Below are 19,406 nucleotides of genomic sequence, written 5' to 3'. Positions count from 1 at the left end.
ATCCCTTCCAGCCCGGCCGTGCCTGCCCGCGCTGCCGGGCCTTCACATCATGAGGCCCCGCATGTTGACCCCTATCCTGACAATTCTTCACCAGCCGGCCAGCCGCAGGAAGTGGCTGACCATCATCAGCGGCAGCCTGATCGTGCTGGGCCTGATCGCCCTTTACGGGTTCGACCTGCGCGGGCTCTGGGCGGCATCTATGCTGGTGGCGGCCTTTGTCGCCGGCTCTGACATCGCCTGGCGGGCGTACCACGCGCTGCGCATTCGCCATTTCTCGATCGAGTTGCTGGTGACCGTTGCGGCTATTGGCGCGCTGTTCATCGGCGAATATTGGGAATCGGCCGCCGTTACTTTCCTGTTCAGCTTCGGCGCCTGGCTTGAGGCCCGCACCCTGCGCCAGACCCGTGGCGCACTGGCCGATCTGCTGAAGGCCGCGCCCGAGGTCGCTACCGTGATCCGCGACGGCCAGCCGGTCGAGATTGCCGCCAGTGCCGTCCAGCCGAATGAGGTCGTGCTGGTGCGCGCCGGAAACCGCATCCCCGTCGATGGCGAGGTGATCGACGGTAACGCCGCCGTGTCCGAGGCCGCCATCACCGGCGAGCCGATCCCGGCCGAGAAAGCCCCCGGCTCCCACGTCCATGCCGGCACCATCGCGGAAAATGGCGTGCTGCGGATCCGCGCCACCGGCATCGGCGCCGATACCACGCTGGCCCGGATCATCCGCCGCGTCGAAGAGGCGCAGGAGGAACGCGCCCCCAGCCAGCGCATGATCGAGCGTTTCGCCCAATGGTATACGCCCGGCATCATGATGCTGGCGCTGGGTGCCTGGGCGGTGACGCAGGATATTCGCCTCGCGCTGACCCTTCTGGTGGTGGCCTGTCCGGGCGCCCTGGTGATCTCGACGCCGGTCTCCATCGTCGCCGGCATCGGGCGGGCGGCGCGCTCGGGCATCCTCATCAAGGGCGGGCAGCATCTGGAAAGCGCCGGCCGCATCGACATGCTGGCGCTGGACAAGACCGGCACCCTGACCGAGGGCCGCCCCAGCCTGGTCGAGATCGTGCCTCTTGGCGGCATCGATCGTGCCGAATTGCTGCACTGGACGGCGATCGCCGAATCCGGCTCGGACCACCCGCTGGGCCGCCCGATTATCGAGGCCGGCCGTGCCGAGGGCGAGATTCCCGCGCCCGAGACGGTCGAGGAAGTGGCTGGCATGGGTCTGGTGGTCCACCACGAGGGGCGGCAGGTCGCGGCCGGCAACCGGCGGCTGTTCGACCGGCTGGGCATCGGTTTCTACGCCGAGGCCGAGGCCGCGCTGGCCGGGGTTCTGGGCCGCGGCTGCACGCCGATCATCGTGGCGCTGGACGGGCGCATCGCGGGCATCTTCGGGCTGTCCGACCAGCCCCGGCTTTCGGCCCAAAGCGCCATCGCCCGGCTGCGCGATATCGGGGTGGGGCGCATCGCCATGCTGACCGGCGACCAGCCGCAGGCCGCCCACGCCATCGCCGCCGAAATCGGCATCGACGAGGTTCATGCCGGGCTGCTGCCCGAGGACAAGCTGGAGCTGATCCGCCACTTTCAGGCCGAGGGCCGCCATGTCGCCATGATCGGCGACGGCATCAACGACGCGCCGGCGCTGGCTGCCGCCGACACCAGCGTTGCCATGGGGGCCGTGGGCTCGGACGTGGCGATCGAGACCGCCGACATTGCGCTGATGGCCGACGATCTGGAGAAACTGCCCGAGGCCATGGCGATTTCCCGCGCGACGCTGCGCAATATGCGCCAGAACTTGGCCATCGCGCTGCTGACTGTGGCCGGGCTGCTGGCGGGCGTGTTCAACGGCGATGTGCATATGGCCGAGGGCATGCTGATCCATCAGCTTTCGGTACTGGTGGTGATCGCCAACGCTATGCGCCTGCTGCGCGTCCCGCGCGGGCCCGGCGGGCGCCGACCTGTGCCGGCAACGGTGCCCGCGACGGCATAGAGCGCGCTTGTGCTTCATCGGCAAATCCGCTCCCGTGCCCATGGCGCGGGGGCGTTTTCAATGGGGGGATGACATGGCCGATAGCAATGATGCCAGACAGATCGGCGAGGTTCTGGATTTCTGGTTCCCCGAGGGCCGCGCGCTGGACATTGACCCCGACCGCCATGCCGAGCACTGGCGCTGGCGGATGCATGGCGGCGCGGATGGTGCGATTGCGGCGCGCTTTGGCCCGCTGACCGAACGCGGCGCGGCGGGGGACCTCGATCACTGGGCCGGGACGCAAGAGGGCCGGCTGGCGCTGATCGTGGTGCTGGACCAGTTCCCGCGCTCGCTGTGGCGGGGGAGCGCGCTTGCATATGCGCAAGATCCGGCGGCTCTGGCGCAGGCGCTGGCGGGGTTGGACAACGGAGACTGGGCGGCCCTTGGCCTGCCGTGGTTCCAGATCGGCTTCACCCAGCCCCTGGGCCATGCCGAGGGGCCGGACCATCTGGCCCGCATCAACCGGCTGATTGCCCTGCGCAACGACATCGCCGCCCGCGCGCCGGCAACGTTGCAACCGCTCTATGCCTCGTTGGTCGATCAGGCCGGCAAGGTGCGCCGCGTCATCGCCCGCTTTGGCCGCCACCCGCACCGCAACGCCATCTTGGGCCGCAACCCGACGCCCGAAGAGGAGGCGTATCTGCAAGGGGGTGATTTCCCCCATCAGCGCGCTTTCAGGGAGTGACGCCCCTTTCGAGTCAGGCCGGCAGCGCCACACCCGGCAATGCCTGTCGGCTCGCCGGTGCCTTGGGCCGGCGGATCGGGTCCGACAGCAGCCGCAGCCCGTTCAGCACCACCAGCACCGTGCCGCCTTCATGGCCGATCACCACCAGCGGCAAGGGCAGGTCGAAGAACAGCCCGCCGATGACCAGAACCACCATGGCGCCGATGGCGAAGGTCAGGTTCTGGCGGATCACCCTTGAGGTTCGGCGCGACAGGCGCTGCGCATCGGCCAGCCGCTCCATATCCTCGGAGAGTAGCGCCACATCGGCGGCCTGAAGCGCCACCTCGGACCCGGCCACGCCCATGGCGATGCCGACATCGGCGCGGGCCAGCGCCGCGGCGTCGTTCACCCCGTCGCCGACAAAGGCGACGCAGCCGGTTGGGGCCAGATCGCCCACCGCGCGAACCTTGTCCTCGGGCAGCATTTCGGCGTGGATCTCGTCGGGGGCAAGGCCAAGCTCGGCGCCGATGCGCAGGGCGACCGGGCGGCGGTCGCCGGTCATCATGACGATGCGGCGGATGCCACTGTCGCGCAGGGCCGCAATCGCCCCGGCGGAACTGGCCCGCGCCTCATCCGCCACGCTGACGGCGCCCAGCACGGTGGCGCCGCGGCCCAGATAGACGACCGAATTGGCGCCATCCGCCAGCGCCTGCAACGCGGGGTGATCCGTCGCGGCCCCCATGTCCCTGGCAAGATAGGGGTTGCCCGCCCAGACCGGGCCAGAGGCATCGCAGCCCTCGATGCCGATGCCCGGCCTTGCGTTCACGTCGGCAATGCGCGCCGGATCAAGTCCGCGGGTGTCGGCCTCGCGGCGGATCGCGGCGGCGATATGATGCTCGGAATGCGCCTCCAGCCCCGCCAGCAGCGACAGGAACCCGGCCTCGTCGCCATCCAGCGCGACGATTTCCGTCACCTCGGCGCGGCCGGTGGTCAGGGTGCCGGTCTTGTCGAAGGCGAAGATATCGACCTCGGCCAGCGTCTCCAGCGCGCCGCCGCCCTTGAACAGAACTCCGCCGCGCGCCGCCGCCGACAGGGCCGACAGGATCGCGGCGGGGACGGAAATGACGATGGCGCAGGGGCTGGCGGCGACCAGCAGCGTGGCGGCGCGGTAAAGCGCCAGTTCCCAGTCGCCGCCCAGCCACCAGAACGTGGCAAAGGCGATCACCGCACCCGCCAGCACCGCGACCGTGTAGCGCTGGCCGAACCATTCGCTGAACCGCTCTGAGGGTGCGCGGGCGGCCTGCGCCTCGGTCACCAGGCGGATCATGCGGGCGATGGTGCTGTCGCTGACGCTGCGCGTGACCTCGACCTCCAGCACGCCGTCCAGATTGATCGTGGCCTCGAAAACCTGCGCACCGGCCTCTTTTGACACGGGCATGGATTCGCCGGTGATATTGGCCTCGTCGATGCCGCCGCGCCCGGTGACGACCACGCCATCACTGGGCACCCGGGCGCCGGGGCGCAGCACCACCACATCGCCGACGGCCAGCACCTCGGCGGGAACTTCCTCCACAGCGCCGTTGGTGGACTTGCGCAAGGCGGTCTCGGGGCGCAGCGCCATCAGCGCCTCGATGGCGCGGCGGGCGCGGCCAAGCGCGCGTTCCTCCAGCGTGGTCGAGATGCTGAACAGCGTCAGCAGCACCGCACCCTCGAACGGGGCGCCGACGATTGCGGCGGCGATTGCCGCGACGATCATCAACAGGTCGATGTCAAGCACGCGCGCGCGCCACAGTTCCGACAGCGCGCGCCAGCCGGTGGGCAGGCCGCCAGCCAGATAGACTAGCACTAGCCCCGGCAGCTCCAGAGCGTCGAAAGCTCCGCTGGGCAGCCACCTGCCGGCCGCCGCCATTGCCATGCCGAGCACGGTGACGAGCGAAAGGGTCAATGACAGATCAATGGTTGGAAATCGTCTCATGTCGGGTTCCTGGCTGGCGAGATGGCTGCTGGCAGCCGCCATCGCTGGCTGGGTGAATGGATCAATCGGATGGCTTATGGCACCGCGATGCGAAGGCCGCGATGGTAATCCAGATGGCGCTGCGCAGGATCATCGCGCCCATGGTGCGCGCTTCCCAGGCGCCGCCCGAGCCGACATGCCACAGGAAGGCGGCGAAGACGGCCGCAGTCGCCACGGCGATGGCGAGCGACAGCACCGGCGCCCAGCCCGCGCCGCGCCACAGGCCGATGCCGGCCAGAACATAGGCAAACCCCGCGCCGAAATTGAACCACAGCACGAAGGGCACCACCGCGCCCATGTCGACGCCGCCGAAGAGCGCCCTGCCGCCCGAGACGAGGGTGAGCAGGCCGAAGATCACTGCGACGGCGGCGGCGATAGCCAGGGTGCGGGGTCTTGCGGGCATGGATAGCTCCGGGGTCAGGCGTCGGCGAGGCGGCCGTCGCGCAGGTGGATCAGGCGGTCGAAACGGTCGAAGATCTTTTCGTCATGGGTGACGGTGACGATGCAGGCCTCCTGCTCGACGGCAAGCCTGCGCAACAGGTCCATCACCAGCCCGGCCCGCGCGCCGTCGAGCGCGGCGGTGGGTTCGTCGGCCAGGATGATGCGGGGGCGGTTGGCGAGCGCGCGGGCGATCGCCACGCGCTGCGCCTCGCCGCCCGAAAGCAGCGCCGGCTTGACCGTCGCCCGGTGGCCGACTTCCAGATAGGTGAGCAGCTCGCGCGCCCGTGCCCGGCCCTTGTCGGCGGACCAGCCGGCAAGGTCCAGCACGACCGCGACGTTCTCCTCCGCGGTGAGGAAGGGCAGGAGGTTGTGCGCCTGGAAGATGAAGCCGATCTTGTCGAGCCTGAGGCGCCTCAGGTCGCGCCGCAGCCATCTGCCGTCGAACACCGGCTCGCCATCAAGCACCACCCGTCCCGCCGATGGGGCGAGGATGCAGCCGATGATGTTGAGCAGCGTCGTCTTGCCCGACCCGGACGGGCCGAGCAGCGCGACAACCTCGCCGGCGCGCACGGTCAGATCGACCGCGCGCAGGGCATCGACGCGGGTTGAGCCCTCGCCGAAATGCTTGGCCACGCCCGAGACCTCGATGAGGATGTCGCCGAGCGCCATGTCAGCTCCCTAGCGCGGTGGCCGGGTCGACCTTCATCGCCGCCCGCACGCCGAGCGCGGAGGATAGAAGGCAGACCGCGGCGATGATGCCGGCAAGGACCATGACGTTGAACGGCTCCAGCACCACGCGGCGGGGAAAATAGTCCTTCACCGCAAGGATCAGTATCAGGCCGATCCCCCAGCCCGAGGCGCCGAGGATCAGCGCCTGCTGCACGATCAGCGCAATGATGGTGCGGTCGGGCGCGCCGATCAGCTTCAGCGTGGCGATCTGCTTCAGCTTCTCCATGGTCATCGTGTAGATGATGAGGGCGATCACCACGGCGCTGACGGACAGCAGGATGCCGAGGAACAGCCCGATCTGGCGGCGCGCCTTGTCGACCACCGAGGCGAGCAGCAACTGCTCCTGCTCGGCCTGGGTCATCGCGGCGAGGTGCTTCCACTGGCGCACGGTCGCGGTCAGCAGATCGACATCGGCGCCCGGCGCCACGCGGGCGATGACGGCGGCGACGGATGCGGATTTGACTGAAACGGCGCCGCGCGCGGCCTGCACCCGCTGGGCGGCGGGGTTGAGTTCAGTCTGAAGCGCCATCGCGTCGGCCAGCGTCACATAGACCGCCGGATCCCCGCCCGAGTTCATCGCGCCTTCCACAAGCCCGACCACGGTAAAGCGGTTGCGCCCGAGCCGGATCGTCTCGCCGGGCAGCAGGCCGGTCTTGCGGTCGGCCACCAGCTCGAAATGGCTGGCGCCGATGCCGCGCCCCTCGGCGATCGCCTGCGGCCCGCCCGGACGCCCCGGCTCGTAGCCGACGACGTAGAGTCTCAGCGTGTGCCCGGCATGAGGCGCTTCGACGTTCTGGTAGTTCACCGCGCCGGCCTCGGCCACGCCGGGCATCCGTGCCACTGCATCGCGCGTGTCGACCGGAATGCTGGAGGCTTCCGCGAAAGGTCCCTTGGTGCCAGCCTCCACAACCCAGACATCTGCGGTCGGTGCCTTTACCACCGCCAGCGCGTCCGAGACGAGGCCGTTATAGATACCGATCATCGCCAACACGACCGTCATCAATAGCCCCAGCCCGAAACAGGTCAGCACGAACCGGAACAGGCCGTGGCGGATATCTTTGAGCGCGAGGTTCATGGCGCCTCGCTAAGGTGGGCGCGCCGGCCCTCTGCGGCGCCCCTGGGCGGGCTGGTGACGATGGCGGCTCCTTCGGGTAGGCCGCCCGCGACCTCGACGCGGCCGCGATCATCGCGGGCGCCGAAGGTCAGCCCTATCCGTGCGAGACGACCGTCTTGCACCGTCCAGACCGTGCCGCGATGGCCGTCGAAGCCGGTGATGGCGACCTCGGGCACCATCAGTGCGCTCGCGCGTGTGCCAGTCAGGATGCGCACTTCGGCCTGTTCGCCAAGAAACATCTCGGCGGGGCAGTCGGCGCAGGTCAACCAGACGCGGCGCTCCTCGTTCACCCGGTCGCTTTCGAGGCCGATGCGGATGATGGTGCCGTGGAACTCGGCCGAAGGCTGCGAGCGCAGCCGGATCGTGCCGGGCTGGCCGGGGGCAAGCTGGCCGGCGCGCTCCTCGTCGACATAGGCCTGGATCCAGACGGTGGCCGGGTCGATCAGGGTGAAGATCGCATCGCCGGCTTTCACTACCGCGCCCGGCTCCGCATGGCGCGCGACGATCAGCGCATCATAGGGCGCGACCAGCCGGTGGTGGGCGAGAAGGGCTTCCTCCTGCCGCAGCGCCGCCGCCGCATCAAGGCTCTGTGCCCGGATCACCGCCACATCTGCCTCGGCCACGGCCAGATCGGCGCGGGCCACATCCTCGTCACGTTGCGCTTCCTCGGCGCGCTGGACCGAGGCGATATCACGCTGCACCAACCCTTGCTGGCGGCGGTTCGCTGCCTCACGCTCGGCCAGAACGGCATGGGCGCGCATCACGGCTGCGGTGGCCTTGGCAAGATTGGCCTCGTTGGCTGTCACCGCTGCGCCGGCGCGGGCAACGCGCGCTTCCTGTTCGGCAGAGTGAAGGATGGCCAGTTCCTGCCCCTTGGCCACACTGTCCCCGGCATCGGCGGCCAGCGAGGTCAGGGCGGCGCCCACCTCGAAGCCGACGCGGCTGAGTATTCGCGCCTCGACAGTGCCGAGCCCGTAGATGCGAAGGGCCACATCATGTTCGGGCTGAACGATCGCCACCGTCAGTGGGCGTTCGGTGAAGAACAGAAAGCCGGCAGCGACAGCCGCCGCTAGAAGAAGACCCGATAGCCAGATGCGCCGCATCGTCTATTTTCCTTCCGCAGCCAAAAGCCGGCACTGTGCGTCGAACAGGCGCAGCCCCTCGGCTCGCAAATCGAAATCGCGGGCGCCGAGCGCCCAGCGGATCGCTACGCCCTGCACGAGCGAGGTCAGCAGCACCGCCGCATCGTTTGCGGCTATGTCGCCGCGCAGCACGCCGGCTTTCTGCGCGGTTCTGATCTCCGTCGCCAGAAGGCCGTGGAAGGTTGTGAGCCTACCGTGAAAGGTGGCGCGCAGCTCCGTGTTGGTGACGTTCAACTCACGCGAAAACAGCAGCATCGGCAGCGCGGGGGTCGCGTCGATCTGCGCGAACTGTGCGGAAATCAGTGCACGCAACCTGACGATCGGCGTGTCTCCGAGGCTTAATGCATTTTCCCAAGCCGTTGCCAGCCCCTCGGCCACATGCTCGGCCACCGCCTGCCACAAGGCGGCCTTGGTCGGGAAGTGCCGGAACAAGGCGGCCTGCGTGACGCCGATCTGCGATGCGACCGCCCCTGTCGTCACCCGGTCCGGCCCGATCCTGTCGGCCAGGTCGAGTACGGTGGCCATGATCTCGGCCTTGCGAAGCTCCGCTGACTTTCGCACGGGGCACCTCGTTAGTTAGTGATCGGTCACAAACATACTTAGGCGGGCTCCTGCGATGCGTCAATCACGAGGCGTCATTTTCTGCATGCATTGATTGCCACGACACCGGGTCGCGGCGGGTTTGCCAGTTGCGTCTCCAGACCAGTTCGGCCTTCAGGGACTTGAAGAAACTTTCGACGGTCGAGTTATCATAGCAATTGCCTTTGCCGCTCATTGATGCCTTGAACCAGTTTTTGCGTAGAAGCTTCTGGTAGTCATGGGCGCAGTATTGCGCGCCGCGATCCGTGTGGTGAATACAGCCGGGTGGCGGTCGTCGCAGGGCAACAGCCATGTTCAGCGCCCTGATCGCCAGATCCTGCTTCATCCGGTTGCTGATGGCCCAGCCAATCACGCGCCTCGAGAACAGGTCGATGATGACGGCCAGATAAACCCAGCCCTCGCGCGTCCAGATGTAGGTGATGTCTCCCGCCCACTTCTAGCCCCCCGCCCGGGTGCAGCATAGGCTTGGCATACTATCAGGCTTGACATGCAGGATGGAAAGATGCGCAAGGGTGAGGAGAGGATTGCAAATGCCACGGGCAATGGACGCAAAGGACGACAGGGCGGGTGCTGCGCTGACGGATGCGGCCTGGTCCGATGTGCTGATTGCGGTGGATCGCACCTATGCCGAGCTGATCGAACATCAGGAGCGGCTTGAGGCCCAGAACCGCGAGCTTGAGGCGCTGCGCCAGTTCCTGTCCTCGGTCATCACCTCGGTTTCCGATGTGCTGATCGTGCTGGATCGCGACGGGCGGGTGGATGAGGTCAATGCCTCGACCTGTGTCTGCACCGGGCTGCCTGTCGCGGCCCTGGTCGGCCGGAGCGTGGCGGATCTGGTGCGCGAAGAGGATCGCGCGGGTCTTTCGGCCCTGATTGCGGAGATTGCGCGCACGCGGGCGCCGGGGCGGATGGAGCTTTCGCTTGTGAGTTCGCGCGAGCCGGCCCCGGTCGAGGCGGTCCTGTCGCCGCGCCTCGATGATCGCGGCCGGATCGAGGGGCTGGTGCTGACGGGGCGTCCGGTGGGGGAATTGCGCCGCGCCTATGCCCAGCTTGAACGCAGCCATGCCGAGATGAAGGCCGCTCAGGCGCAGCTGGTCCATGGCGAGAAGCTGGCTTCATTGGGGCGTTTGCTGGCCGGGGTGGCGCATGAGCTGAACAATCCGATCAGCTTTGTCTATGCCAATGCCCATGCGCTGGAACGCTATGCCGCCAAGTTCGAGACCTATTTCGACCGGGTTCAGGCCGGGGCCGACAGGGATGAACTGGTCCGCCTGCGGGAAGAATTGCGGCTGGACCGCGAGTTGCGCAACCTGCGCGAGGCGGTGCAGGGCGCGCGCGAGGGGGCCGAAAGGGTGCGCGATATCGTCGAGGATCTGCGCCGACTGTCCTCGGATGGGGGCGGAGAGATGGCGGCCTTCGATCTGGTCGAGACCGCCCGCACCGCCGCCTTCTGGATCATGCGCGGGGCAGGCCACAGCACCGTGCCCGAGATCAATGCCGAAGGGCCGGTGATGGTTCTGGGGCATACGGGCCATATTCAGCAGGTGGTGATGAATCTGGTGCAGAACGCGCTGGATGCGGTTTCGGAAACCGCAGCCCCGCAGATCGCCTTGCGGATCATGCGCGAGGAAGGCCGTGGCGTGCTGGAAATCCACGACAACGGGCCGGGCATCGACGAGGCAACGGCCGCAATGATCTTTGACCCGTTCTTTACCACGAAACCCGTGGGAAAAGGCACCGGACTTGGCCTGTCGATCAGCCTCAAGATCGCCGAGGATCATGGCGGCAGGCTGAGTTACAGCCCCGCCTCTGGTGGTGGGGCGCTGTTTCGGCTGGAGCTGCCGCTGGCAGGAGAGGGCGCATGAACATTCTGTGGCTGCAAAGCGCCGGTTGCGGTGGCTGCACCATGTCGCTGCTATGTGCCGAGGGGCCGAATGTCTTTGACCTGCTTGCCGGGGCGGGGCTGACCTTTCTGTGGCATCCGGCGCTGAGCCTTGAAAGCGGTGCCGAGGTGCGCGGGATTCTGGCCAGCCTTGTTTCGGGCGAGGTGCCGCTGGACATTCTCTGCGTCGAGGGCGCGATTGCACGCGGGCCGCGTGGCACCGGACGCTATCAAATCCTGTCGGGCACCGGGCGTCCGTTACTGGACTGGATGCGGGACCTGGCGCCGCTGGCGGCCCATGTGGTGGCGGTGGGCACCTGTGCGACCTATGGCGGCGTGACCACGGCAGGGGGCAATCCCTCGGATGCGGTGGGGGTGCAATATGACGGTGCCCATCCCGGCGGCGCCCTGCCGGCCACGTTCCGCGCCCGTGCCGGTCTGCCGGTCATCAATATCGCCGGCTGCCCGACCCATCCCGATTGGGTGACCGAGACGCTTCTGATGCTGGCGGCGGGCCGGCTGGGGGCCTCGGATCTGGATGCGCTTGGCCGGCCCCGGTTCTATGCCGATCATCTGGTCCATCATGCCTGCCCGAAGAACGAGTTCTACGAGTACAAGGCCAGCGCGCGCGCATTGTCGGAAATGGGCTGCATGATGGAGCATCTGGGCTGTATCGGCACACAGGCGGTGGGCGATTGCAATATCCGGCCCTGGAATGGTCAGGGCAGTTGCACACGCGGCGGATATCCCTGCATCAACTGCACCGCGCCGGAATTTGAAGAGCCGCGCCACCTGTTCACCGCCACGCCCAAGATCGCCGGCATTCCGGTTGGCCTGCCGACCGATATGCCCAAGGCCTGGTTCATGGCGCTGGCATCGCTGTCCAAGGCCGCCACGCCCGAGCGGATCGCGAAGAATGCCGTGGCCGATCGTATCGTCACCCCGCCGACGCTGAGAAAACCCCGATGAGCGGGGCAGGGGGCGAAACGGGGCAGGGGCAGTTGATCGTCGGCCCGTTCAACCGGGTCGAGGGCGATCTGGAGATCCGGCTGGACATCGCAGAGGGGCGAGTCAGCGCGGCGCGGATCAACTCGCCGCTTTATCGCGGGTTCGAGCGTATGCTGCCCGGCAAGGATCCGCGCGATGCGCTGACCATCGTGCCGCGGATTTGCGGCATCTGCTCGATCAGCCAGTCGGCGGCGGCGGCGCGGGCGCTGGCCATGGCGGTGGGCGAGGTTCCCGAGCCGCAAGGAGAGCGGATGGCCGCGCTGATCCACGCGGTTGAGAATGTCTCGGACCATCTGGCGCATTTCCACCTGTTCTTCATGCCCGATTTCACCAGACCCCAATATCAGGGGCGGCGCTGGTTTGATCAGGTGATGGCCCGGTTCACGGCGATGGAGGGATCGGCCCTGAAACGCGCGGTCGAGGCGCGGGCGGGGTTGATGCATATCCTTGGGCTGATGGCCGGGAAATGGCCGCATACCCTGGCGATCCAGCCCGGCGGCGTGACGCGCGCCCCGTCCGAACGCGACCGGCTGCGTATTCTGGCCAGCCTGACGGCCTTTCGCCGCTATCTGGAGGATACGGTCTTTGGGGCAGCGGTCGAGGATTTCGCGGCCCTTTCCTCGGTCCCGGCGCTGATGGGATGGCAAGGGGGCGATGCCGGCCTGTTCCTGCGCATCGCCGCCGATCTGGATCTGGCGGATCTGGGGCGCGGCTCGGGGCGCTATCTGTCCTTTGGCGCCTATCCGCTGGAGGGCGGCCACGGCTTTGCCCCCGGCATCTGGGATGGCGGGGCGCAGCCTCTCGACATCGCGGCGATCAGCGAGGATTTGTCGCATAGCTGGATGCTGGGGCCTGCGGCGCATCCGGCCCAGGGTGTGACCGATCCCGACGAGGATATGCGCGACACCGCCTATAGCTGGTGCAAGGCCCCCAGACTGGCCGGACGCACCATGGAAACCGGCGCGCTGGCCCGGCAGGTGATCGACGGCCATCCGCTGGCGCTGGATCTGGTCCGCGATGGCGGCGGCGGGGTGCTGGCGCGGGTGGCGGGGCGTCTGCTGGAACTGGCGCGCAGTCAGGTTCTGATGGAGGATCTGGCGCGCGGGATCGTGCCCGAGGCCCGCTTCATGGCCGGCCCCCTGAAAATCAGCGATGGGATCGGCGAAGGGCTGGTCGAAGCCGCGCGCGGCGCGCTTGGCCATTGGCTGAGGATCGAAGGCGGGCGGATCGCCTCGTATCAGATCGTCGCTCCGACCACCTGGAACTTCAGCCCGCGCGATGCCGGCGGCGTGCCCGGTCCGGTCGAGGCGGCGCTTGAGGGGCTTGTGGTCCAGCCGGGCGAGACGACCCCGCTTGGCGTGCAGCATGTGGTGCGCAGCTTTGACCCCTGCATGGTCTGCACCGTGCATTGAGGAAGGAGTGCCCGCCGGACATGACTTTGCCGACCATGGAACAGGGCTTCGCCATCCGGGTGCGCGGGCAGGTGCAGGGGGTCGGCTTCCGGCCCTTTGTCTGGCGGCTGGCACGGGCGGCGGGGTTGCGCGGCGAAGTTCTGAACGATGCCGAAGGGGTCCTGATCCGTCTGGTCGCGCAGGATTGCGGCGATTTCATCGCGGCCTTGCGCGCGGATAGGCCGCCTCTGGCCAGAATCGACGCGATCGAGGCCGTGCCACAGGTTTTTGCCGCGATGCCCGAGGGGTTTTCCATCGCGGCCAGCGCGGGCACAGGCGCCGAAACGCGGGTCACGCCCGATGCCGCGACCTGCCCGGAATGCCGGGCCGAGATCTTAGCGCCCGGTAGGCGGCAGGGCTATGCCTTTACCAACTGCACCCATTGCGGGCCGCGCTATACGATCCTGCGCGAACTGCCCTATGACCGGGCGCGAACCACGATGGCGGGCTTTGATCTTTGCCCCGATTGCGCCGCCGAATATGCCGATCCCGCCGACCGCCGCTTTCACGCGCAGCCCATCGCCTGCCCGGCCTGCGGCCCAAACCTGTGGTATGAGGCCGGGGGAAAAGAGGTCGCGGGCGATCCTGTCGCATTGGCGGTGGCGGCGCTGAAGGCGGGGCAGGTCGTCGCGGTCAAGGGGCTGGGCGGCTTTCACCTTGCCTGCGATGCGGCCGATGCCAGGGCCGTTGCGCTGTTGCGGGCGCGCAAAAGGCGGCCGTCGAAGCCCTTTGCCCTGATGGGGACCGCGGCGATGATCCGCGCCCATGCGACGCCATCCGAGGCTTGCTGGCGATTGTTGCGCGACCCGGCGGCGCCGGTGGTGCTGGTGCCCGCCCGGGGCACATTGCCCGAGGATGTGGCGCCGGGGATGCGCGCGCTTGGCGTCATGCTGCCCTATACGCCGCTGCATCACCTGCTGATTGCCGCTTTCGGGGGGATGCTGGTGATGACCTCGGGCAATCTTTCGGGCGCCCCGCAGGTCACCGGCAATGACGAGGCGCGCAAGGCGCTGGCGCGCTTTGCCGATGGTTTCCTGATGCACAACCGCGAGATTGCGCGGCGGCTGGATGACGGGGTCGAGCGCGCCGATCCGCCAATGGTGATCCGCCGCGCCCGTGGGCGGGTGCCGGGCACGCTGCCCCTGCCGCCGGGGTTTGACGGAGCGCCTCGGGTGCTGGCCTTTGGTGGTCAGATGAAGGCGGCGATCTGCCTGACCAAGAACGGTCAGGCGATGGTGTCGCAGCATCTGGGCGATCTGGACGATGCCGAGACCGCGCTGGAATACGACCGCACGCTGTGCGATCTGGCGGCCCTGTTCGACCATGCCCCCGAACTGGCCGCCTGTGACCCGCATCCGGGCTATCGCGCGACGATCACCGCCGAAGGCGCAGGCCTGCCGCTGATCCGGGTCTGGCATCATCACGCGCATCTGGCCTCGTGTCTTGGCGATAATCTGTGGCCGCTGGACGGGGGCAGGGTGGCCGGGATCGTGATGGACGGCCTTGGCCTTGGACCGGATGGCACGATCTGGGGCGGAGAGCTGTTGCTGGGCGATTACACCGGGTTCGAGCGCCTCGCCCATCTGGCCCCCGCCCCCCTACCGGGCGGCGACCGCGCCAGCCGGGAGCCCTGGCGCAATGGGCTGGCCCGTCTGGATCAGGCGGGGCTTTCCGCCGTGGCGGACCGGCTGTTCCCCGACGCGCCCCGCGCCCTTTTGCGGCAGGCGGTCGGTGCGGGGGTGAATGCGCCGCGATCATCCTCGGCCGGGCGGCTGTTCGATGCCTTTGCGGCGCTGGCGGGCTTTGCCGGGGCGCAGAGCTACGAGGGCGAGGCCGCGATGCGGCTGGAGGCCATGGCGCGCCCTGCTGCGCCCTATCCCTTTGAATGCCGGGATGGGATCATCGACCCCGCGCCGATGTTGCGCGCCGCCGCGGCCGATCTGGCGGCCGGGCGCGATCGGGGCGATATGGCGGGGGCCTTTCATGCCGGGCTGGCGCGTGCCTTCTGTGCGCCGGCCCGCGCGCTGGTTCAGGGCGACCGGGCGCGGGCGGTGGCCCTGTCGGGCGGTGTGTTACAGAACGCATTCCTGTTGCGCGAATGTCTGGCGGCGCTGGACGGTCTGCCGGTCCTGCTGCATCGCCAGATCCCCGCCAATGACGGCGGGCTTGCTTTCGGTCAGGCGCTGGTTGCTGCGGCGCAGCACATGGCTGCGGCGAAAAGCTTGTAACCGGCGGGCGCGTCCTCTGGCTGAACCCTGACCATCCGGGCGACGCGGGATTTTCGGCAGCCGATTGAAAAGACGCCATAAAATTTGTTTCTCCATCTGCGACATTCTGTCATTGCCCTGCGCCCCCCTGCCTTGGCATGCCTTGAAAGACCACGCGAAGGTCCGCGCTGCCGGGCCGCCAGGCTGAGAGGAGGAGGACGTCTTGTCGCAAATCGAGACATTCTACGATGTCATGCGCCGGCAGGGGATCACCCGCCGCAGTTTCATGAAATATTGCTCGCTGACAGCGGCGGCGCTTGGCCTCGGCCCGGCTTTCGTGCCCAAAATCGCCCATGCGATGGAAACCAAGCCCCGCACACCGGTGATCTGGGTGCATGGTCTGGAATGCACCTGCTGTTCGGAAAGTTTCATCCGCTCGGCCCATCCGCTGGCCAAGGATGTCGTGCTGTCGATGATCAGCCTTGATTACGACGATACGCTGATGGCCGCCGCCGGCCATGCCGCCGAGGCCGCCTTCGAGGACACCATCCAGAAATACAAGGGCCAGTATATCCTTGCCGTCGAGGGTAACCCGCCGCTGAACGAAGACGGGATGTATTGCATCACCGGCGGCAAGCCATTTGTCGAAAAGCTGCGCCATGCGGCCAGGGACGCCAAGGCGATCATTTCTTGGGGGGCCTGCGCGTCCTATGGCTGCGTTCAGGCCGCCGCGCCGAACCCGACGCGGGCGACGCCGGTCCACAAGGTCATTCTGGACAAGCCGATCATCAAGGTGCCGGGCTGCCCGCCCATCGCCGAGGTGATGACCGGCGTCATCACCTATATGCTGACCTTCGACCGCATGCCCGAGCTTGACCGCCAGGGCCGGCCAAAGATGTTCTACAGCCAGCGCATCCACGACAAATGCTATCGCCGCCCGCATTTCGATGCCGGCCAGTTCGTCGAGCATTGGGACGACGAAAACGCCAAGAAGGGCTATTGCCTTTACAAGATGGGGTGCAAGGGCCCGACCACCTATAACGCCTGCTCGACCGTGCGCTGGAACGAGGGCGTTTCGTTCCCGATCCAGTCGGGCCATGGCTGCATCGGCTGCTCGGAAGACGGGTTCTGGGATCAGGGTTCGTTCTATGACCGGCTGACCAATATCAAGGCCTTCGGGGTCGAGGCCAATGCCGACAAGCTGGGTGGTATCGCGGCGGGTGCGGTCGGTGGGGCCGTTGCGGTCCATGCCGCGATTTCGGCGCTGAAACGGGCGCAGAAAAAGACCCAGGACAAGGTGGAGGCCTAGGCCATGACGATCAATACGCCGAATGGCTTTACCCTCGACAATTCCGGGCGCCGCATCGTGGTGGACCCGGTCACCCGGATCGAAGGGCATATGCGCTGCGAGGTCAACGTGGATGATCAGGGTGTCATCCGCAATGCGGTCTCGACCGGCACGATGTGGCGCGGGCTGGAGGTCATCCTGAAAGGGCGCGATCCGCGTGACGCCTGGGCCTTTGTCGAACGGATCTGCGGCGTCTGCACCGGCACACATGCGCTGACCTCGGTACGCGCGGTCGAAGATGCGCTTGGGATCATGATCCCCGACAATGCCAATTCGATCCGTAACATGATGCAGCTGGCGCTGGAGATCCACGATCATGTCGTGCATTTCTATCATCTGCATGCGCTGGACTGGGTGAACCCGGTCAATGCCCTGCGCGCCGACCCCAAGGCGACCAGTGAATTGCAGCAGATGGTCTCGCCCTCACATCCGATGTCATCGCCGGGCTATTTCCGCGATGTGCAGAACCGGCTGAAGAAATTCGTCGAATCCGGGCAACTGGGGCTGTTCAAGAACGGCTATTGGGACAATCCGGCCTATCTTTTGCCGCCCGAAGCCGATCTGATGGCGACGACGCACTATCTGGAAGCACTTGATCTACAAAAGGAAATTGTCAAGGTTCACACGATCTTTGGCGGCAAGAACCCGCATCCGAATTGGCTGGTGGGCGGGGTGCCCTGTCCGATCAATATCGACGGCACCGGATCTGTCGGCGCGATCAATATGGAGCGGCTGAACCTCGTTTCCTCGATCATCGACCTGTGCGACGAGTTCAACAAGAACGTCTATATTCCCGATGTGATCGCCATCGGCGGCTTCTACAAAAGCTGGCTTTACGGGGGCGGGCTGTCGTCGCAGGCGGTCATGGCCTATGGCGACATCCCCGAAAACCCGAATGACTTTTCAACCGAGCAACTGCACCTGCCGCGCGGCGCGATCATCAACGGCAACCTCAACGAGGTGCATGACGTCGATCCGCGCGACCCAGAGCAGGTGCAGGAATTCGTCGACCACTCCTGGTATTCCTATGGCGAGCCGGGCCGCGGCCTGCATCCTTGGGATGGGGAAACCAATCCGAAATTCGAGCTGGGGCCGAATCTCAAGGGCACAAAAACCCGCATCGAACAACTGGATGAATCCGCAAAATATTCCTGGATCAAGGCGCCGCGCTGGCGGGGGCACGCGATGGAGGTCGGCCCGCTTGCGCGCTATATCATCGGCTATGCCAAGGGACATGAGGATATCAAAAATCAGGTCGATGGCCTACTGAGAACCATGGATTTGCCCTTCGAGGCGCTGTTCTCGACTTTGGGGCGCACGGCGGCGCGGGCGCTGGAATCGGAATATTGCGGGCGCCTGCAGCGGCATTTCTTCGACAAGATGGTGCGGAACATCAAGAATGGCGATCAAAGCACCGCCAATGTCGAGAAATGGGACCCCTCGACATGGCCGAAAGAGGCCAAGGGTGTCGGCATGACCGAGGCGCCGCGGGGCGCGCTTGGCCACTGGATCCGCATCAAGGATGGCCGGATCGAGAATTATCAATGCGTGGTGCCGACCACCTGGAACGGCTCGCCCCGCGACAGTCAGGGCAATATCGGGGCCTTCGAGGCCAGCCTGATGAACACGCCGATGGAACGCCCGGACGAGCCGGTCGAAATCCTGCGCACGCTGCACAGTTTCGACCCCTGCCTTGCCTGCTCGACCCATGTCATGTCACCGGATGGCGACGAGCTTGCCACCGTCAAAATTCGCTGAGAAAGGGACGATCCAATGAAAAAACTGACGCTGGCCACGCTGGTCGCACTCATGGGCTCACCCGTTCTGGCCCATACCGGGGTCGGAGAGACCTCGGGCTTCATGGCCGGGCTCTCGCATCCGATCTTTGGGCCGGATCACCTGCTGGCGATGCTGGCGGTGGGGCTGTGGTCGGGCTTTGTCCTGCCGCATCGCTTCTGGCTGGGGGCGGCGACCTTCATGGGCGCGATGGCCGTGGGGGCGTTGATTTCATGGGCCGGGCTCCCGATTCCGATGGTGGAAACCTGGATCGTGCTGTCGGTCGGGGCGTTCGGTCTGTTGACCGCGCTTTCGCGCCGCGGGCAATCCGACCAGATCACCTTTGCCTCGCTGGCCGCGATCGCCCTGTTCGCCATGTGCCACGGCCATGCTCATGCGACCGAGGCGCATGGCAATGCGGCAGGCTATATGCTTGGCTTCCTGATCTCGACGGCGGCGCTGCATATCGTCGGCATTTTCATCGCCCGCACGATCTCGAACGCCACGGCGGCCAGAATGGTGCAGGCGGCAACCGGCACCGGGATCGCCATGGCGGGCCTTGCCCTGATGGCCGCCGGGTGATGCCATGAGCGACATCCATTCCGGCGATGATCCTGTCTTCGAGGGTCGCCCCCTGGGCGCCCCTGATCGGGCCAGCCGGCAAACCTCGGTCTATGTCTACGAGGCGCCGGTCCGCATCTGGCACTGGATCAACGCGGCCTGCATCATGGTCCTGTGCGTGACCGGCTGGCTGATCGGCAGCCCGCCGCCCTCGATGCAGATCGCCGAAGCCTATGACCAGTTTGTCTTCGGCTATATCCGCTTTGCCCATTTCTCGGCCGCGATGATCCTGACGGTCGGCTTTTTCGGCCGTCTCTACTGGGCGCTGATCGGCAATCACCATGCAAAGCAGCTTTTCTATGTGCCGATCTTCTCGCGCCGGTTCTGGGGGCTCTGTTGCACAAATCGCGTGAGGGATTCATCTCGCGAATCCAGGGTGGTAGCTGGGA

Annotated in this window: 16 protein-coding genes and 1 pseudogene; 10 read left to right on the top strand and 7 right to left on the bottom strand. The window is 66.7% G+C overall.

Annotated features, from left to right (window positions below):
• Positions 1 to 61: 61 nt before the first annotated feature.
• Both ACFOMP_RS09730 and ACFOMP_RS09725 read left to right on the top strand, forming a co-directional pair.
• Positions 62 to 1,981, top strand: coding sequence for a heavy metal translocating P-type ATPase (locus ACFOMP_RS09730; RefSeq protein WP_104494091.1), 1,920 nt, complete (start codon positions 62 to 64; stop codon positions 1,979 to 1,981).
• Positions 1,982 to 2,054: 73 nt separating this feature from the next.
• Positions 2,055 to 2,705, top strand: a complete 651-nt coding sequence (locus tag ACFOMP_RS09725) for a DUF924 family protein (protein WP_028714021.1) — start codon at positions 2,055 to 2,057, stop codon at positions 2,703 to 2,705.
• A gap of 13 nt (positions 2,706 to 2,718) precedes the next feature.
• Here the strand turns inward: ACFOMP_RS09725 and ACFOMP_RS09720 are convergent, their stop codons facing one another.
• The 7 genes and pseudogenes from ACFOMP_RS09720 to ACFOMP_RS09690 form a co-directional block, all read right to left on the bottom strand.
• Positions 2,719 to 4,659, bottom strand: coding sequence for a heavy metal translocating P-type ATPase (locus ACFOMP_RS09720; RefSeq protein ID WP_051416314.1), 1,941 nt, complete (start codon positions 4,657 to 4,659; stop codon positions 2,719 to 2,721).
• A gap of 61 nt (positions 4,660 to 4,720) precedes the next feature.
• Positions 4,721 to 5,101 (bottom strand): hypothetical protein, encoded by a 381-nt coding sequence (locus ACFOMP_RS09715; RefSeq protein ID WP_028714020.1) that lies wholly within the window; start codon positions 5,099 to 5,101, stop codon positions 4,721 to 4,723.
• A 14-nt stretch (positions 5,102 to 5,115) separates the two neighbouring features.
• The gene (locus ACFOMP_RS09710) at positions 5,116 to 5,808 is read right to left on the bottom strand and encodes an ABC transporter ATP-binding protein (protein WP_028714019.1); all 693 of its coding nucleotides are present in this window, start codon (positions 5,806 to 5,808) and stop codon (positions 5,116 to 5,118) included.
• Between the two features lies 1 nt (position 5,809).
• Positions 5,810 to 6,943, bottom strand: coding sequence for an ABC transporter permease (locus ACFOMP_RS09705; RefSeq protein WP_028714018.1), 1,134 nt, complete (start codon positions 6,941 to 6,943; stop codon positions 5,810 to 5,812).
• The gene (locus ACFOMP_RS09700) at positions 6,940 to 8,085 is read right to left on the bottom strand and encodes an efflux RND transporter periplasmic adaptor subunit (RefSeq protein WP_379029909.1); all 1,146 of its coding nucleotides are present in this window, start codon (positions 8,083 to 8,085) and stop codon (positions 6,940 to 6,942) included. Before ACFOMP_RS09700 ends, ACFOMP_RS09705 begins: the two co-directional genes overlap by 4 nt.
• A 3-nt stretch (positions 8,086 to 8,088) precedes the next feature.
• Positions 8,089 to 8,649: a TetR/AcrR family transcriptional regulator gene (locus tag ACFOMP_RS09695; protein ID WP_240540265.1), complete on the bottom strand. Its 561-nt coding sequence runs from the start codon at positions 8,647 to 8,649 to the stop codon at positions 8,089 to 8,091.
• Positions 8,650 to 8,797: 148 nt separating this feature from the next.
• A pseudogene (locus tag ACFOMP_RS09690) lies at positions 8,798 to 9,160 on the bottom strand (IS3 family transposase); the annotation flags it as partial.
• Positions 9,161 to 9,254: 94 nt separating this feature from the next.
• Between ACFOMP_RS09690 and ACFOMP_RS09685 the strand changes: the two are divergent.
• The 8 genes from ACFOMP_RS09685 to ACFOMP_RS09650 all read left to right on the top strand — a co-directional run.
• Positions 9,255 to 10,589: a PAS domain-containing sensor histidine kinase gene (locus ACFOMP_RS09685; RefSeq protein ID WP_028714016.1), complete on the top strand. Its 1,335-nt coding sequence runs from the start codon at positions 9,255 to 9,257 to the stop codon at positions 10,587 to 10,589.
• Positions 10,586 to 11,575 carry an NADH-quinone oxidoreductase subunit B family protein gene (locus ACFOMP_RS09680; RefSeq protein WP_028714015.1) on the top strand — a complete coding sequence of 330 codons (990 nt, stop codon included), beginning with the start codon at positions 10,586 to 10,588 and terminating at the stop codon, positions 11,573 to 11,575. The genes ACFOMP_RS09685 and ACFOMP_RS09680 overlap by 4 nt, the downstream gene beginning before the upstream one ends.
• Positions 11,572 to 13,026: a nickel-dependent hydrogenase large subunit gene (locus ACFOMP_RS09675; protein ID WP_104494089.1), complete on the top strand. Its 1,455-nt coding sequence runs from the start codon at positions 11,572 to 11,574 to the stop codon at positions 13,024 to 13,026. The genes ACFOMP_RS09680 and ACFOMP_RS09675 overlap by 4 nt, the downstream gene beginning before the upstream one ends.
• 20 nt (positions 13,027 to 13,046) lie before the next feature.
• Positions 13,047 to 15,293: a carbamoyltransferase HypF gene (hypF, locus tag ACFOMP_RS09670; protein WP_371257431.1), complete on the top strand. Its 2,247-nt coding sequence runs from the start codon at positions 13,047 to 13,049 to the stop codon at positions 15,291 to 15,293.
• Positions 15,294 to 15,495: 202 nt separating this feature from the next.
• Positions 15,496 to 16,581 carry a hydrogenase small subunit gene (locus ACFOMP_RS09665; protein WP_028714012.1) on the top strand — a complete coding sequence of 362 codons (1,086 nt, stop codon included), beginning with the start codon at positions 15,496 to 15,498 and terminating at the stop codon, positions 16,579 to 16,581.
• Positions 16,582 to 16,584: 3 nt separating this feature from the next.
• Complete coding sequence (locus ACFOMP_RS09660) at positions 16,585 to 18,378, top strand: nickel-dependent hydrogenase large subunit (RefSeq protein WP_104494088.1); 1,794 nt, start codon at positions 16,585 to 16,587, stop codon at positions 18,376 to 18,378.
• A gap of 15 nt (positions 18,379 to 18,393) precedes the next feature.
• Positions 18,394 to 18,978, top strand: coding sequence for a HupE/UreJ family protein (locus ACFOMP_RS09655; RefSeq protein ID WP_104494087.1), 585 nt, complete (start codon positions 18,394 to 18,396; stop codon positions 18,976 to 18,978).
• Positions 18,979 to 18,982: 4 nt separating this feature from the next.
• Positions 18,983 to 19,406: cytochrome b/b6 domain-containing protein (locus ACFOMP_RS09650; RefSeq protein ID WP_379029902.1), on the top strand; the 424-nt coding region annotated here is incomplete at its 3' end.

It is taken from the genome of Paracoccus simplex, assembly GCF_042648325.1.
GTDB classification, from domain to species: domain Bacteria; phylum Pseudomonadota; class Alphaproteobacteria; order Rhodobacterales; family Rhodobacteraceae; genus Paracoccus; species Paracoccus simplex.
Note: the sequence above shows the minus strand (reverse complement) of the source record. Positions and strands in the feature narration are given on the sequence as shown.

Excerpts from the sequence above, each read along its gene's own strand:
- ACFOMP_RS09730 (WP_104494091.1), top strand. The coding sequence starts at position 62 with ATGTTGACCCCTATCCTGACAATTCTTCACCAGCCGGCCAGCCGCAGG.
- ACFOMP_RS09725 (WP_028714021.1), top strand. The coding sequence starts at position 2,055 with ATGGCCGATAGCAATGATGCCAGACAGATCGGCGAGGTTCTGGATTTC.
- ACFOMP_RS09720 (WP_051416314.1), bottom strand. The coding sequence starts at position 4,659 with ATGAGACGATTTCCAACCATTGATCTGTCATTGACCCTTTCGCTCGTC.
- ACFOMP_RS09715 (WP_028714020.1), bottom strand. The coding sequence starts at position 5,101 with ATGCCCGCAAGACCCCGCACCCTGGCTATCGCCGCCGCCGTCGCAGTG.
- ACFOMP_RS09710 (WP_028714019.1), bottom strand. The coding sequence starts at position 5,808 with ATGGCGCTCGGCGACATCCTCATCGAGGTCTCGGGCGTGGCCAAGCAT.
- ACFOMP_RS09705 (WP_028714018.1), bottom strand. The coding sequence starts at position 6,943 with ATGAACCTCGCGCTCAAAGATATCCGCCACGGCCTGTTCCGGTTCGTG.
- ACFOMP_RS09700 (WP_379029909.1), bottom strand. The coding sequence starts at position 8,085 with ATGCGGCGCATCTGGCTATCGGGTCTTCTTCTAGCGGCGGCTGTCGCT.
- ACFOMP_RS09695 (WP_240540265.1), bottom strand. The coding sequence starts at position 8,649 with ATGGCCACCGTACTCGACCTGGCCGACAGGATCGGGCCGGACCGGGTG.
- ACFOMP_RS09685 (WP_028714016.1), top strand. The coding sequence starts at position 9,255 with ATGCCACGGGCAATGGACGCAAAGGACGACAGGGCGGGTGCTGCGCTG.
- ACFOMP_RS09680 (WP_028714015.1), top strand. The coding sequence starts at position 10,586 with ATGAACATTCTGTGGCTGCAAAGCGCCGGTTGCGGTGGCTGCACCATG.
- ACFOMP_RS09675 (WP_104494089.1), top strand. The coding sequence starts at position 11,572 with ATGAGCGGGGCAGGGGGCGAAACGGGGCAGGGGCAGTTGATCGTCGGC.
- hypF (WP_371257431.1), top strand. The coding sequence starts at position 13,047 with ATGACTTTGCCGACCATGGAACAGGGCTTCGCCATCCGGGTGCGCGGG.
- ACFOMP_RS09660 (WP_104494088.1), top strand. The coding sequence starts at position 16,585 with ATGACGATCAATACGCCGAATGGCTTTACCCTCGACAATTCCGGGCGC.
- ACFOMP_RS09655 (WP_104494087.1), top strand. The coding sequence starts at position 18,394 with ATGAAAAAACTGACGCTGGCCACGCTGGTCGCACTCATGGGCTCACCC.